Source organism: candidate division TA06 bacterium, assembly GCA_016235665.1.
Taxonomy (GTDB): Bacteria; Edwardsbacteria; AC1; order AC1; family EtOH8; genus UBA5202.
This window is the reverse complement of sequence record JACRJI010000005.1, coordinates 1-15,397: the sequence shown is the minus strand read 5'-3', so window position 1 is coordinate 15,397 and position 15,397 is coordinate 1. Positions and strand designations below refer to the sequence as shown.

The following is a 15,397-nucleotide window of genomic DNA, read 5'->3' as shown; positions in this document are numbered from 1 at the left end:
TTATTTACCTAATATGTGTTTAGCCATACCAGCGAAAATAGAGACCATCGAAGGGAACAAGGCCGAGGTGGACATCCGGGGACTTAAGCGCAGCATCGGCCTGCATATGATGCCCGACGCCAGGGTGGGCGAGTTCGTGCTGATCCACGCCGGTTTTGCCATCCAGAGGATAGACCCAAAAGAGGCCGAGGAAACATACCGTTTGCTGGAAGAGACCGGCATCACCATAACCTGACGGTCAGCCAGCATGATCAATCTTGATAAATTTCGTGACCCGGTGGTGGCCGCAAAACTGGTCAAAAGGATAGAGGGCCTGTGCGACGGCCCTTATGCCTTCATGGAAGTATGCGGGACGCATACCATGGCCATATCCCAGTTCGGCATCAGGGGGCTGATCCCCGGGTCGATAAAACTTTTATCCGGGCCGGGCTGTCCGGTCTGCGTCACTTCGCTTTACGACATCGACCGGATGATAGCCATCGCCGGGCTGAAGGACGTGATATTCACCACCTTTGGCGACATGATTCGTGTCCCCGGTTCGCACAGCAGTCTGCGGGAGGCCAGATCCCAGGGGGCTGATGTCAGGATCCTGTACTCCCCGCTGGATGCCCTGCAGATAGCAGCCGAGAACCCGCAAAAACAGGTGGTCTTTGCCGGGGTGGGTTTCGAGACCACCTCGCCCACCATCATCGCCACGGTGCTGGAGGCCAAAGAGAAGGGCATCGGCAATTTTTCTGTCTATCCGGCTTTCAAGACCGTGCCGAATGCATTGAAGGCCATACTGGAATCAGGTAAAACGAAGATCGACGGGTTCCTCTGCCCGGGGCATGTTTCGGCCATAATCGGCAGCCGGCCGTATCAATTCATCCCGGCCGAATACCATATCCCCTGCGTCATTGCCGGATTCGAGCCGCTGGACATACTGGAGTCAATAGTAATGCTGCTGGAACAGCTCCGAAGCCATAAAAAGGACGGGCTGGCTTTTAGCGTGCAGACCGAGTACCGGCGGGGAGTGCCGGATGCCGGGAACCCGAATGCCTTGGCCATGCTGGATAAGGTGACCGAGCCCTGCACCGCCGAATGGCGGGCCATCGGCAGCATACCGGAGACGGGGCTTTGCTTCCGGAACGAATACGTTTCATTCGACGCTGCGAAACGATTTGAGATCAAGGTTGAACCTGCGAAAGAACCGGTGGGGTGCATCTGCGGCCAGGTGATGATGGGGCTGCACCAGCCGGATGAATGTCCGATGTTCGGGAAGAATTGCACGCCGGAAAGCCCGGTGGGGCCGTGCATGGTGTCTTCCGAAGGGGCCTGCGCAGCGTGGTACAAGTACGGGACGGGGAACTAAAAAAATAAAACACCAAATATAAAAGATAATATATTTTGGGCGTATCAGATAAAATATTGCTGGCTCACGGCTCCGGCGGACGCTTGTCACACGAATTGATTGAAAAGGTATTCAAGACCCGTTTTTCAAACGCTCTGCTCAACCAGGGGGACGACTCCGTAGAATTCAGAATTCAGAATTCAGAATCCAGAATGGCATTCACCACGGATAGCTATGTGGTCAAACCCCTGTTCTTTCCCGGCGGGGACATTGGGCGGCTGGCGGTCTGCGGAACGGTCAACGATCTGGCCATGAAAGGCGCCAAGCCGCTGTATCTCTCGGCCGGTTTCATCATCGAAGAAGGTTTTCCTCTCGAGACGTTGGAAAAGGTGGCGGATTCCATGGCGGCGGCCGCCAAAGAGGCAGGGGTCTCAATTGTCACCGGGGATACCAAAGTGGTGGACAAGGGGGCCTGCGACGGGCTGTTCATCAACACTTCAGGAGTGGGGGTGATCCCGGAAGGGGTCAATGTTTCCGGCTCCCTGGCAGCGCCGGGGGATGTAGTGATAATCAGCGGTACCATCGGCGATCACGGGGCGGCGGTGATCAACGCCCGGAACAATTTCGGCCTGAGCGGGAACCTGCTCAGCGATGCGGCCCCGCTCAACGGACTGGCCGGAGCAATGCTGAAGGCGGGGATGGTCCACGTTCTGCGCGACCCCACCCGGGGCGGGCTGGCCACCACCCTCAACGAGATCGCTCTGCAGTCAAAGGCCATCATCAACATCGAGGAAGAAAAGATACCGGTCAAGCCGGAGGTCAAAGGCGCCTGCGAGATGCTGGGCCTGGACCCGCTGTATGTGGCCAACGAGGGCAAACTGATAGCCATCGTCCCCCGGGAAGATTCGGAAAAGATATTGAGTGCCATGCATCAGGACCCGCTGGGAAAAGATGCGGTCATCATCGGAAAAATTGAAGCCGGCAAACCGCAGGTGCTGCTGACCACCTTCCTGGGAAGCAGGCGGCCGCTGATGATGCTGGAGGGCGAGGCCCTGCCGCGGATCTGTTAAAAGAAATTTACAAATGATTCTCCAATCGACTCAGGAAAAGTAGAAAGCGTAAAGCCGGTTTGGCTAAAAAAAGCAGATTTAGCTTGATTACGTTCTTTTCTTTTTGTACCGCCAACAAGAAAAGAACCAAAAAGCCACGCCTTTGGCGGGCCCCGCATTATTAATGCCATTGTGGCGGGGAAAAAGCTCGTCGCTTAAAACTCTCCTGGCGTTGCGCTTCTCGTTGCCGGCGGGCTTGTCTGAACTCGGGCTTTGGCCAAGCCCTCAAACAGGCCAGACAAGCTTTTTCCGCCATCAACTGCGATGCTCACTGATCGTTTTAACGCGACATACCGGGGTTGGCACCGGGCATTCAAACAGTATGCTGAGCTTATTTGATAGACATTATACGAAATTTACAATATAAGGCGATAGAGATGAAGATCAACGAAATACTGGAGCTGAACTGCATCAAGGTTCCGCTTATCGGGACCACCAAGGAGGAGATCATCTCGGAACTGGTGGCCTTGATGGCCGGGGCCGGTCTGATAGAGAACCAGCCGGACCTGCTCCGTTCGGCCATGGAGCGGGAGGGCCTGATGTCCACCGGGATCGGCAAGGGCGTGGCCATTCCCCATGGCCGCACCAGGGAGCTCAAGAAAATGACCGGTGCCTTCGGCATCAGCCGCCAGCCGGTGGACTTTGGCTCGCTGGACGATCAGCCGGTGCAGATCTTCTTTTTCGTGGCCACCCCCCAGAACTTCATCGCCGACCACGTCAAGGCCCTGGCTTTGGTCTCCCGGCTGCTGAACCGGGATCAGGTCAGGGAACAGCTGGTGAAGGCGGCCAGCGCCGAAGAAGTGCTTAAAATATTCAGTCAGGTGGAATAAGAAAACAATGCGGAAGAAACTATTGATCTGGGGCCCGGTGGCCGCCTGGCTGGTTTTGATGATCACGGCCACCTCCATTCCCAATTTACGGACCCCGCCCGAATACCCAAATGCCGATCTGATATACCACATCATAGTTTACCTGGTGCTGGCGGTGCTTGCGGCCCGGGCTTTTGCAATGATGGGATACAGGCATAAGGGATTATGGGCGGTGCTGCTGGTGATGGGGCTGAGCCTGGCCGCCATTGATGAATACCACGAAGTTATGGTCCCGGGACGGACCGCATCGTTTTTGGATTTTTCCATGAACGTGTTAGGTTTTACAGCGGGCACCGGCATCTCCAAACTGCGGTTTAAGAACAAGGATAAAGACAAATGAAATTTCAAGCCAGCAAGGGCACATATGACGTGATGCCGGACCAGGTCCATCTCTGGCAGCACATAGAATCGGTGATCCGGGAGCAGGCTCGGATCTACGGCTTCAAAGAGATCCGCACCCCGGTCTTTGAGGATACCGCGCTGTTCGTCAAGGGCACCGGGGACACCACCGACATCGTCCAGAAGGAGATGTACACCTTCACCGACAAGGGGCAGCGTTCCATCACCCTGCGGCCCGAGGGGACGCCGCCGGTCTTAAGGGCCCTGATCGAGCACAACACGCTCAAGGAACAGCCGTACGTCAAGGTCTTCTACCTGGCCCCCATGTTCCGCTACGAGCGGCCCCAGGCCGGCCGGATGCGCCAGCACACCCAGTTCGGGGCCGAGGTGCTGGGCAGCCACAGCCCCCTGGCCGATGTGGAGGCGATCTCGCTGCTGTTCTTCACCCTGCAGAAGCTGGGACTGGGAGGCTTAAGCCTGAGGCTGAACAGCCTGGGCTGCGCCCAGTGCCGGCCGCCTTACCGCCAAAGGCTGATGGAACATTTCAAACCCATGCTGCCGGAACTCTGCGACAACTGCAAAGACCGCTATGACCGAAACCCATTGAGGATACTGGACTGCAAGATAGACCAGTCAAAGTTCAAGGATGTTCCGGAGATGAAGGACTTTTTGTGCGGCGACTGCCAGACGCATTTTCAGGCAGTGCAAGGCAGATTAAAAGACATTGAGATCCCGTTCATCCTGGACAAGAACCTGGTTCGCGGACTGGACTACTATACCCGTACGGCTTTCGAAGTTGTTTCACAGCACCTGGGGGCCCAGGATGCCCTGGGCGGGGGCGGTCGCTATGACGGTCTGATGGAGGATCTGGGCGGAAGCCCCGCTCCGGGGGTGGGCTTTGGCTCAGGTCTGGAGCGATATGTCCTGGCTCTCAAGAACCAGGGGGTTAACCTACCGCCGGAGAAGCGGCCGGATGTTTACATCGCCACTTTGGGCGATGAGGCGGTGAAGAAGGGCAGTTTGCTTTGCTCCCAGCTGCGGCAAAAGGGTCTGGTCTGCGAGCAGGAGCTGCTGGGCCGCAGTTTAAAGGCCCAGATGCGCGAGGCCGGGCGGCTCAACGCCCGCTATGTGGCCCTGATAGGCGAGGACGAGATCAAAAAGGGTGTGGTGATGCTCAAGGATATGGACAAGCACCAGCAGGCCGAAGTAGCCTTTGATGAACTGGTGATCAATGTGCCGAAGTACTGCCAGTGCGAGTAGGGAAACCTATGAATCAGAAAACTCAACCCCTTGAACCCCTTCTCTTGTAAAGAGAAGGGGACTGGGGATGAGTTCAGAAGTTTGGAATATGAGCCTTAATATAAAATCCAAACTAGTTCTTGTGGCTAAAGCCCGATGCCGGGAGTTGCGTAAAAACCAGACAAAGGCCGAAGTCATATTTTGGAATAAAGTTAGGAACAGGCAGTTCCTAGGACTTAAATTCTATCGCCAATATCCGTTATTTTTTGATTTGCTGGGCAAAGAGACATTCTACATTGCCGATTTTTATTGCCATGAGAAAAGGTTGGTTGTTGAATTAGATGGTGGTATTCATGATAAACAGAGAAGGCAAGATAAATTGCGGGATGATGTGATAGATTGCCTTGGGATAAAAGTATTAAGAATCTCCAACAATGATATATTTAATAATATGGATAAAGTTTTAAAGCAGGTCACTGCGGTATTAACTTAAATCCAAGCTCAACCTCTTGAACCCCTTCTCTTGTGAAGAGAAGGGGCCGGGGGATGAGTTCAGAAATCAACGAGCTGGTCTTGCAAACATACAGGAGAAACCATGTCTGACAAAATAAAAGAATTCAACGCCTACCGCACCAAAATGAACGATCGGATACTGGCGTCGGAGAACACGGGAATCAAGCGGTTCTTCAACCTGGACACCGCCGCCTACCAGAACGGGGCGCTGTCGGGAAAGACCAAGGAAATGCTGGGGCTGTGCGCCTCGGTGGTGCTGCGCTGCAACGACTGCATCAGCTACCACGTCATCCAGTGCAAGAAGCTGGGGGTAAGCCAGGCGGAGTTCGACGAGATCATGAACATTTCGCTGGTGGTGGGAGGGTCCATCACCATACCGCATTTGCGCAAGGCGTATGAGATGTGGGACGAAGGGGAGTAATTTCCTGCGAAACAAACGAAAGAACATGAAAATTTATAAGAATGAAACATAGTGTTTTATACATTATAGCAGCTCTAATGGTTTTTGGTACTTTAACCTTTGCCGGGACAACCGGGACAATAACTGGCAAGGTTATAGATGGTGCTACAAATCAACCATTAATTGGTATGCAAATCAGTCTTGGTGGGCATAAAGAAGGTATCACCAATACCGATTTTAATGGGTGTTACACTTTCAACAATGTGCCTTTTGGGCATTATTATATTATACTCAGGATTCCTTTTGGGGAAGGAGAATTCGAAAACATTACTTTGGATACAACTATTGTTGAAAAAAATATTGTGCTGGGTGATGTGCCTGTTGAAAATATTGAAATAACTTCGGACAAACTTAAAGATACATACGTAACACCACATTTTTACGCTACGATATCCTTTGATAAAAATGTATTGTATTGTGGATCTTTCCAAGTTGCTTGGAATAAATTGCAAAATGATGTTTTTAAAGAACCATTGTTGCTTTTGGGCAATCCTTTGGATGCGCAGCAACTGAATAAAATGGAGCTAACAGAAAATGATTTAGACAGCAACAGCTATGTGTCGATTGCAGGTATTCTCAACAATCTGTTGCTAAATCAAGTAAATAGCGAGTTAAAACGCAAATTTGGATATAATGCCCCTTTTGTTTCGGAAGCACAGGATAAAGATTCGCGTACAATTTTAGCGTATTCATTTCTCTATAAAAATTTAAATTCACAAATAAATTTAAAAAAAGTATATTGCCGCTAGGCTTTAATTCAGGTAGTAAAAAATGGGTTTCTGTCCCTGCTTTTGGTGTTATCCCAGGTATTGATTATACAAATGATGATCATTCTTATCTTGACAGCATAAGCAAACAAGTATCTGTACTATACCATATAGATGACGATAACTATGCAATTGAATTAATAACAGATTCACCTAATGATGAGTTAATACTGGCCAAGTTGAAGCCTGGGAAAAGTCTTAAAACAACCTTGGAGAAAATTGAAAATAATATTAGGTCTCACAAAATATCTATACTTAAAGATAAAGAGGTACTGAAGATACCTTATGTATATTTTGATATTAATCATTCATTTAGCCAACTGATAGATTTAGCAATTCTTAATAAAGGGTGGAATGGATATTATATAAGTAAGGCTCACCAAAAACTACGCTTTCAGTTGAATGAAACGGGTGCTTTGATGACTTCAGAAGCGAAACTTAAATTATATACACTGGGTATACCAATTGAGCCGGTGAGACCCCGAAAATTTATATTTGATAAACCATTTCTCATCATGATGCGTAAAAAAGGTTCACAATGGCCCTACTTTGCCATGTGGGTGGGCAACACAGAGCTATTAGGTAAGTACTAATAATATATCGCGTTTTTCGCGGGCAAACAAATAATTTATAAAATTACAGACAACATGAAACTAGAAACCTTAGGCGCCTGGCAGCGCAGCCACACCTGCGGGGAACTACGTTCCTCCAATAACAACCAAGAGGTCACTCTTTGCGGATGGGTGCACCGCAGCCGCAACCACGGCGGGCTGATATTCATCAACCTGCGGGACCGCTACGGCATCACCCAGATAGTCTTCGACCCGGCCCAGAGCGCAGAACTGACAGCGTCCGCCAGTGAACTAAAATCAGAATTCGTGGTAGCGGTCAAAGGCACGGTGCGGGCCCGGCCCCAGGGCCAGGCCAATTCAGAGATGCCGACCGGGGAGGTCGAGGTACTTGCGGCAGAGGTTAAACTGCTCAACTCCTCTGCCGTGCCGCCATTCGTCATTGAAGACCACACCACGGCCTCCGAGGAACTGCGGCTTAAGCACCGCTACCTGGACCTGCGGCGCCCCACCCTGGCTAAAAACATCATCCTGCGGCACAAATTCGTGCTGGCGGTCCGCAATTACCTCAGCGCCCAGGGCTTTCTGGAGATAGAGACGCCGCTTTTGACCCGCAGCACGCCCGAAGGCGCCCGGGATTATCTTGTCCCCTGCCGGGTGCATCCCGGCAAATTCTACGCCCTGCCCCAGTCGCCCCAGCTTTACAAGCAGATCCTGATGGTGTCGGGCTTCGACAAGTATTTCCAGATCGCCCGTTGTCTGCGCGACGAGGACCTGCGGGCCGACCGCCAGCCGGAGTTCTCCCAGATAGACATAGAGATGGCCTGCGCCACCGAGGAAGGGATATACGCCCTGATCGAAGGCATGATCAAAGAGACCTTCAGCCAAGCGGCCGGGGTTGAAATTGTCACCCCGTTTCCCCGGCTGGCCTATGCCGAGTCCATGCGGCGCTTCGGATCCGACAAGCCCGATATGCGCTTCGGCATGGAGCTGTGCGATGTTGCCCAAGTTGCCATGAAATCTGATTTCTCGGTATTCAAGCAGGCCATCGAGAACAAGGGCCAGGTGAAGGGGATTTGCGTGCCGGGCGGGGGCAAGTGGTCCCGCAAGGACATCGACGGCCTGACCGAATTTGTGAAGATATACGGCGCCAAGGGTCTGGCCTGGGCCAAAGTTCCCTCGACACCGCTCGGGAACCAACCTCCGGCTTTGCTTGAAGGGCCTATCGCAAAATTCTTCGCCGGTGACCTGGGCAAGGAACTTATGCAGACCCTGTCCGCCAAGGAAGGGGACATCATGCTGTTTGTGGCCGACAAGCCATCAGTAGTCGCGGCCGCCCTGGGGGCGTTGAGGGTCGAGTGCGCCAAGCGGATGGACATGATCCCCAAAAATAAATTTGCCTTCGCCTGGGTCAACGATTTCCCGATGTTCCATTACAATCAGGAAACCAAGGGCTGGGAGCCGGAACACCACATATTCACCATGCCCAAGGAAGAACACCTGCAATACCTGGAATCTGACCCGGGCCGGGTGCTGGGCCAGTTGTACGACCTGGTGGCCAACGGCTACGAGATGGCGTCCGGTTCCATCCGCATCCACCGCCGCGACATCCAGGAGCGGGTGATGAAGGTGATTGGGATCTCCAATGAAGAAGCCATGAAGCGGTTCGGCTTTTTGCTGGAATCGTTCGATTACGGGGCGCCGCCCCACGGCGGGGTGGCCCCGGGCCTGGACCGCTGGATCATGCTGCTTTGCGGCACCGACAACATCCGGGATGTGATAGCCTTCCCCAAGACTACCTCGGGCAGCGGCCTGATGGAGGGCAGCCCCTCGGAAGTGGACGAGAAGCAGTTGAAAGATCTGAAGATAAAACTGACGGATTGAGCCTGTAAATGGGTTGTTCCGAAGACGAGATAATCAAAGCCAAACGCGATCTGCAGGAGGCCGAAGCCAAAACCGGCCCCGAAGATCCGTCCCTGGCCCCGCTGCTGCTGAAGCTGGCCGAGTGCCTGCAGAAGAACGGCATGCTGGACCAGGCCGAGCCTTATTACCAAAGGCATCTGGACCTTGTGACCGCGGCACGCGGGCCTGAGAGCATCGAGGCGGCCGGGGCGGTGAACGCTTTGGCCATCAATCTCAGCATCCAGCACCGGTACCGGGAGGCGGCCCCGCTGTACCAGCGGGCCCTGGAGATCAGGCGGCTGAAACTGGGCCACGACCATCCCGAGGTGGCCAAACTGCTGAACAACCTGGGCGGGCTGATGACACGGACCGGGGAATATGCCGAGGCCGAGGGATATCTGAAGCAGGCACTGGAGATCTATCAGAAGCAGGGGCTGGGTGAAAGCGCCTCGGCCGCCAAGTGCCTGGGAAATCTGATGGGGGTTTACAAGGAGACCGGCCGGCTGGACCTGTCCGAGCAGACCGCAGAACGGGCTTTGGACCTGGGCCAAAAACTGTTCAATGAGGACCATCCGGTTTATTCTACCATGCTCAACAACCTGGCGGCGGTCTATTCTATGAACCAGAAAGCCCCCCGGGCGGTGGAACTGCTTTTAAAAGGGATAGAACTGAAACAAAAGCACCACGGGCCGGAGCATCCGGACCTGATCATCTACCTCAACAACCTGGCTGACGCCTATGCAATCCAGCATATGTACAGTCAGGCCGAAAGCACCTTCCGGAGAGCTCTGTCCATCGGAGAGCGCCGGCTGGGGGCCAGCCATCCATTTACCGGGATAAGCCACCTGGGGCTGGGGGTCCTGTTCACCCAGCAGGGAGAGGCCGGGAAGGCCGGCCGGGAACTGGAGCAGGCCCTGGAGATACTGAGGTCGGCCTGGGGTGAATGGCATCCGGATGTGGGGACCGCCTATTACAAGTACGGTGATCTGCATCTCGGCGAAAACCGGCTGCCACAGGCCGAGGAGGCGTACCAGTCGGCGGTCAAGATATTCCTGCAGACGGTGGGGGAACATCATCCCTGGGTCCGGGACATTTACAAAAAGCTTTCCCGAATATGCTTTTCCCAGGAGCGGGGGGCCGAGGGAGAGCTGTTCCTGAAAAAATCCCTGGAAAAGAGCAGTTAGGGCCAACTGTTACAAGGCCCTGCAATTATAAGGATCGCCAGTGCTAGCCAAACCAACCATACCCATCCCCGTGCAGCTTGAAGCGGCCGATACGGCCATCACCAATGCGCTGGCCAGCCCCGACATCCTGAAGAGGCTGACCGAGGCCGGCTATACCGAGGCCAGGATCAACGAGGGGCAGAAACTTTACCAGGCGGCCCGGATAGCTGTCCAGGCCCACACCGCGCTGATCGAGTCCCGGCGGGACCGGGAGGCCGCAGCGGGCAAGACCACCAGGAACGCCCGGGAAGCCTACCAGTCTTTGGCCAATGTGGTCAGGAAGATCTGGCCCGAGGACCGGGAACAGCTGCAGGCCTTGGGGATCACTGTCCAAATGCCCGGAGAGCCGGCCCTGTTCCTGAAAGCGGCCGATATCCTGTTCCAGGCCCCTCAAAAAGACCCTGAATTCATGGACATCCTGGCCGGCCTGGGATACCCCAAACTGCTTTTGGCCATGGAGCGGGCCAAGATAGACGACCTGGGGAAAATGATCCGGGATGGGGAGAGTTCCGAAAAAGAGATCCGGTCCGCCGATCAGGAACAGCAATTAGCGCTGAAGGCATTGAATGACTGGATGGAAAGGTTCATAAAAAAAGCCAGGGTGGCTTTGCAGAACAAAAAGGATCTTCTGGACAAGATGGGATTGTTGGACCGCAGCCCCAAGGCGGAGGCCCCCAGAAGCGCCCAGGGCCCCAGGCAGGCCAAGCGGGGGTAGTGGCCCAAAGATCTGACAGGCCTGAGACCTATCCAAATTTCCGGCGGGGTTGACTTTTACGGTCTAAAGTGGTAGAATACGTTGTATTCTATAATGCTTTATTGTATTCATACATATGGAGAAGCGCCATGTCCACCACCATTACCCTGCGGCTGGACGACAAGACCTACAATATTTTCCGCACACTGTCCCAGCGCGACAACCGGACGCTGTCCAACTTCATAGAAACTGCTGCCCTGCGCTACATTGAGGACTCAAGTCTGATAGATGAGGCCGAGATGGCAGCTATCCGGTCGGACAAACCGCTGGAAGCCAGCCTAAAGCGCGGCCGGAGCGATGCCAAGGCCCAGAAGGGCCGCTTTGCCTGAGTTCCGTATCTTTGAAACCGCCGAGTTCCTTTCCCGCCTGAAGCGTATCGAGCCGGGCCGGAGGGAATTTCTGGAGCGGAAGATCAAAGCGTACGTCTATCCCCGGTTAAGGCAGGAACCCTGCTTTGGCCCCCAGATCCGGAAATTACGGGGTTATTCGCCGGACACCTGGCGGTACCGGATCGGAGACCACCGGCTGTTTTATGCCATAGATCAAAAGGAAAAGATAGTTTACCTGCTGACCATTGACGACCGTAAGGACGCGTATCGCTGAAAAACTCCAGAACCTCCGGTTTTCCGGAGGTTTTTTGCTGCCTTTTGGGGCATGAAACAGCGGTGATTATTTATATTCTGCCTTATAACTTCTCTTTTCCAAACAACTCTTATCTTGAAAATCAGTTCCATCTGTGCTACAATCACAGTTTGTTATTTTTCCGGGCATCTGTCTGCTTGAGATCACTAAAATCTTCATATATATCCAAAGGAGAAAGGTACCATGCCTAAGTTCGTGTATTTCTTCGGGGGCAAGGCCGCCGAGGGAGGAGCCAAGGACAAAAATCTTTTAGGCGGCAAGGGCGCCAACCTGGCCGAGATGTGCCATCTGGGCATCCCGGTGCCGGCCGGTTTCACCATCACCACGGAATTGTGCACCGCCTTCTATAAGAACAACAAGAAATATCCCGCCGAGCTCAACAAGCAGGTCAACGATGCCCTGGCTCGGGTGGAAAAGGTGATGGGCATGAAGTTCGGCGACGCCAACGATCCCCTGCTGCTGTCGGTACGATCCGGGGCCCGCAGTTCCATGCCCGGGATGATGGAGACCGTGCTCAACGTGGGGCTGTGCTCCAAGACCATCCCCGGGATGATCAAGAAGACCCAAAACCCCCGCTTCGTCTACGATGCCTACCGGAGGCTGATCATGATGTACTCCGACGTAGTGATGGAGAAGGCCGCCGGGATAGAGCCCGAAGAGGGCAAGGGCATCCGCAAACAGCTGGACGACATGCTGGGCGCGGTCAAAAAGCAGAAAGGCTACCAGACCGACGCCGACATCTCCGAGGCCGACCTGAAAGATTTGTGCGACCGGTTCAAGGCCAAGGTCAAAGAGGTGATCGGCCGGGATTTCCCCGATAACGCCGCCGACCAGCTGTGGGGCGGGATCGGCGCCGTGTTCTCCTCCTGGAACGGCAAGCGGGCCATCTCCTACCGCCGGATCGAGGGCATCCCCGACGAGTGGGGAACCGCGGTCAACGTCCAAGCCATGGTCTTCGGCAACATGGGGCAGACCTCGGCCACCGGGGTGGCCTTCTCCCGCAACCCGGCCAACGGCGACAACCATTTCTACGGGGAATGGCTGGTCAACGCCCAGGGCGAGGACGTGGTGGCCGGGATCCGCACCCCCAGCCCGCTGAACGAGTCAACCAAGAACGAGCAGAACAAGTCACTGCCTTCGCTGGAGACCGCCATGCCGGCCCTGTATAAGGAACTGGACGGCTACCGCAGCCGGCTGGAAAAGCATTACCGCGACATGCAGGACATAGAGTTCACCATCCAGGACGGACGGCTGTGGATGCTGCAGTGCCGGGTGGGCAAGCGCACCGGGACCGCCGCCCTGAACATGGCCATGGACATGGTGGAGGAGAAGCTGATCGCCAGATCGGACGCGGTGATGCGGGTCTCACCGGCCCAGCTGGACGAGCTGCTGCACCCCATCGTGGATCCCAGTGCCGAGAAGAACGCCCAGGTGCTGGCCAAGGGCCTGCCGGCCGGACCGGGCGGGGCCTACGGCCAGATAGTCTTTACCGCCAATGACGCGGTGGAATGGCTGAAGCAGGGCAAGAAAGTGATCCTGGTCCGCGAAGAGACCAACCCCGAGGACGTGGAAGGGATGCGGGCTGCGGCCGGCATATTGACCGCCCGGGGCGGAATGACCTCCCACGCGGCCTTGGTGGCCCGGGGCTGGGGCAAGTGCTGCATCGTGGGCGCCGGCAGCCTGCACATAGACGTTCACACCAAGACCATGAAAGCCGGGGACAAGATCTTCCGGGAAGGCGACTTTATCACCCTCAACGGCACCCGGGGCTACATCTACGCCGGCCAGCTGGCCATGATGGACGCCACCGAGAATCCCCGCTTTTTGACCTTCATGAAATACGCCGACTCCTTCCGCCAGCTCAAGGTTCGCACCAACGCCGACACCCCGGAGGACGCCGCCAAGGCCAGGGGTTTTGGGGCCGAGGGCATCGGGCTGTTCCGGACCGAGCACATGTTCTACGGCAAGAACTCCGAGGCCCCGCTGTTCTGCCTGCGCAAGATGATCGTCTCCAAGGACCAGGCCGAGCGCCGGGCGGCCCTGAACGAACTGTATCCCTTCGTCAAGAAGGACATCAAGGCCACTTTGGAGGTGATGGACGGACTGCCGGTGACCATCAGACTGCTGGATCCGCCGCTGCACGAGTTCGTGCCCACCCGCCAGGACGAGCGCAACAAGCTGGCCCAGTCTTTGGGCATCACCCCCGATGAGCTTAACAAGCGGGCCGACGGCCTGCACGAATCCAACCCCATGATGGGCCACCGGGGGGTCAGATTGGGCGTGACCTTCCCCGAGATCACCGAGATGCAGGTGAAGGCCATATTTGAATCCACCGTGGAACTGGTGAAGGCCGGCAAGAGGATCTACCCGGAGATCATGGTTCCGGTGGTGGGGATGAAGAACGAACTGGCCGATCAGAAGGCCATAGTGGACCGGATCTACGCCGAGGTCTGCGCCCAGCAGGGCGTCAAGAAGATAGATTACATGTACGGTACCATGATCGAGATCCCGAGGGCTGCGCTGACCGCCGGAAAGATAGCCGAGACCGCCGAGTTCTTTTCCTTCGGCACCAACGACCTGACCCAGATGACCTTCGGCTTCTCCCGCGACGACATCGGAGGCTTTGTGCCGGACTACGTGGACAAGAAGATCCTGCCGGCCGACCCCTTCCAGCTGCTGGACCAGGAAGGCGTGGGCGAACTGATCGAAATGGGCATCAAGCGGGGCCGGACCACCCGGCCGCACCTGAAGGTCGGCATCTGCGGGGAACACGGCGGGGAGCCGTCCTCGGTCGAGTTCTGCCACCGGGCCGGAATGAACTATGTTTCCTGTTCGCCGTTCAGGGTGCCCATCGCCAGGCTGGCTCTGGCCCAGGCGGCCATCAAGGACCTTAAAACTGGTAAGCCTGGCAAAGAAAATAAAAAACCGGGAAATGGGAAGCGGAAGGCTACACCTCGACACGGTCTTCGACAGGCTCAGCCCAGCGGCTCGGTGTCCGCGGTGAAAAAGGCTGCGCCGAAGAAAGCAGCCAAGAAAATCATGAAAAAATCGGTTAAGAAAAAAGGAAAGAAATAATTAGGAAAAACAAAAGCCCCTTCAGAGATGAAGGGGCTTTTTATATTTGAAATAATTCAGCATTTTCGGGAACCAAGGAAAGCGTTTTGTTCTCTAATTTCTAATATACTCCAACTTGTGTCAAAAACAGCCAGGTCAAACGATCCCAGTACATAATATAATAATCAAGGTCCAACATAAAGATCACTATAGTTGTCAAATATTTTAATAACATATAACATTTTCTAAAAATGAAGTGGGCAAAAAAGAGCAATGGCCAATGGCATAAATTATTTGAGCTGGAGCTTTGCGAAAGTTGCTTGAAGGATCTTACCGGGGTGTATTTAGTTTTTTATAAAGAAAAAAACTTGTCTTCGGGAAGTCCTAAATATTCGGTACTAAAACTGGGGCAGGGCCATATCAAGACCAAGCTTCTGCAATTACGCAAGGACCCGGTGATGTCCATCCACCGGGACAAGGAGCCATTGGTTACCTGGATCCCGGTCCCACCGCTGCATCTGGATAGTATCGAGCAGGCGTTGAACGAAAAGCTGGAACCGATCATCGAAATGTGATTTCAATTTGAATTTAGAAAAGAAAAGCCCCGAAGCATTATGCTTCGGGGCT

At 54.5% G+C, this 15,397-nt stretch carries 17 protein-coding genes; all 17 read left to right on the top strand.

Going from position 1 to position 15,397, the window contains the following annotated elements:
* The first annotated feature begins 13 nt into the window (after window positions 1–13).
* The 17 genes from HZA73_02245 (at window position 14) to HZA73_02165 (ending at window position 15,345) form a co-directional block, all read left to right on the top strand.
* Window positions 14–235 carry a HypC/HybG/HupF family hydrogenase formation chaperone gene (locus HZA73_02245; GenBank protein MBI5804847.1) on the top strand — a complete coding sequence of 74 codons (222 nt, stop codon included), beginning with the start codon at window positions 14–16 and terminating at the stop codon, window positions 233–235.
* A gap of 12 nt (window positions 236–247) precedes the next feature.
* Window positions 248–1,351: a hydrogenase formation protein HypD gene (gene hypD, locus HZA73_02240; protein MBI5804846.1), complete on the top strand. Its 1,104-nt coding sequence runs from the start codon at window positions 248–250 to the stop codon at window positions 1,349–1,351.
* Window positions 1,352–1,386: 35 nt separating this feature from the next.
* On the top strand, window positions 1,387–2,400 hold the full coding sequence (gene hypE, locus HZA73_02235) for a hydrogenase expression/formation protein HypE (protein MBI5804845.1): 1,014 nt from the start codon (window positions 1,387–1,389) through the stop codon (window positions 2,398–2,400).
* Between the two features lie 416 nt (window positions 2,401–2,816).
* Window positions 2,817–3,269 (top strand): PTS sugar transporter subunit IIA, encoded by a 453-nt coding sequence (locus HZA73_02230; GenBank protein ID MBI5804844.1) that lies wholly within the window; start codon window positions 2,817–2,819, stop codon window positions 3,267–3,269.
* Window positions 3,270–3,276: 7 nt separating this feature from the next.
* The gene (gene vanZ, locus HZA73_02225; protein MBI5804843.1) at window positions 3,277–3,648 is read left to right on the top strand and encodes a VanZ family protein; all 372 of its coding nucleotides are present in this window, start codon (window positions 3,277–3,279) and stop codon (window positions 3,646–3,648) included.
* Window positions 3,645–4,907 carry a histidine--tRNA ligase gene (locus tag HZA73_02220; protein MBI5804842.1) on the top strand — a complete coding sequence of 421 codons (1,263 nt, stop codon included), beginning with the start codon at window positions 3,645–3,647 and terminating at the stop codon, window positions 4,905–4,907. Before vanZ ends, HZA73_02220 begins: the two co-directional genes overlap by 4 nt.
* Window positions 4,908–4,995: 88 nt before the next feature.
* Window positions 4,996–5,379: an endonuclease domain-containing protein gene (locus HZA73_02215; protein ID MBI5804841.1), complete on the top strand. Its 384-nt coding sequence runs from the start codon at window positions 4,996–4,998 to the stop codon at window positions 5,377–5,379.
* A gap of 102 nt (window positions 5,380–5,481) precedes the next feature.
* Entirely contained in the window at window positions 5,482–5,820 is a 339-nt protein-coding gene (locus HZA73_02210; GenBank protein ID MBI5804840.1) for a carboxymuconolactone decarboxylase family protein, read from the top strand.
* Window positions 5,821–5,861: 41 nt separating this feature from the next.
* Window positions 5,862–6,608: a carboxypeptidase-like regulatory domain-containing protein gene (locus HZA73_02205; protein MBI5804839.1), complete on the top strand. Its 747-nt coding sequence runs from the start codon at window positions 5,862–5,864 to the stop codon at window positions 6,606–6,608.
* Window positions 6,599–7,219, top strand: a complete 621-nt coding sequence (locus HZA73_02200) for a hypothetical protein (GenBank protein ID MBI5804838.1) — start codon at window positions 6,599–6,601, stop codon at window positions 7,217–7,219. Before HZA73_02205 ends, HZA73_02200 begins: the two co-directional genes overlap by 10 nt.
* A gap of 54 nt (window positions 7,220–7,273) precedes the next feature.
* A complete protein-coding gene (gene aspS / locus HZA73_02195) occupies window positions 7,274–9,079 on the top strand; it encodes an aspartate--tRNA ligase (protein ID MBI5804837.1) in 1,806 nt (601 codons plus the stop codon).
* An 8-nt stretch (window positions 9,080–9,087) separates the two neighbouring features.
* Window positions 9,088–10,281, top strand: coding sequence for a tetratricopeptide repeat protein (locus HZA73_02190; protein MBI5804836.1), 1,194 nt, complete (start codon window positions 9,088–9,090; stop codon window positions 10,279–10,281).
* Between the two features lie 40 nt (window positions 10,282–10,321).
* Complete coding sequence (locus HZA73_02185) at window positions 10,322–11,035, top strand: hypothetical protein (GenBank protein ID MBI5804835.1); 714 nt, start codon at window positions 10,322–10,324, stop codon at window positions 11,033–11,035.
* A 128-nt stretch (window positions 11,036–11,163) separates the two neighbouring features.
* Entirely contained in the window at window positions 11,164–11,403 is a 240-nt protein-coding gene (locus tag HZA73_02180) for a CopG family transcriptional regulator (GenBank protein MBI5804834.1), read from the top strand.
* Window positions 11,372–11,677, top strand: coding sequence for a type II toxin-antitoxin system RelE/ParE family toxin (locus tag HZA73_02175; GenBank protein MBI5804833.1), 306 nt, complete (start codon window positions 11,372–11,374; stop codon window positions 11,675–11,677). Before HZA73_02180 ends, HZA73_02175 begins: the two co-directional genes overlap by 32 nt.
* A gap of 222 nt (window positions 11,678–11,899) precedes the next feature.
* Window positions 11,900–14,791: a pyruvate, phosphate dikinase gene (locus HZA73_02170; protein MBI5804832.1), complete on the top strand. Its 2,892-nt coding sequence runs from the start codon at window positions 11,900–11,902 to the stop codon at window positions 14,789–14,791.
* 347 nt (window positions 14,792–15,138) lie between these two features.
* Window positions 15,139–15,345: a hypothetical protein gene (locus tag HZA73_02165; protein ID MBI5804831.1), complete on the top strand. Its 207-nt coding sequence runs from the start codon at window positions 15,139–15,141 to the stop codon at window positions 15,343–15,345.
* Window positions 15,346–15,397 lie beyond the last annotated feature (52 nt).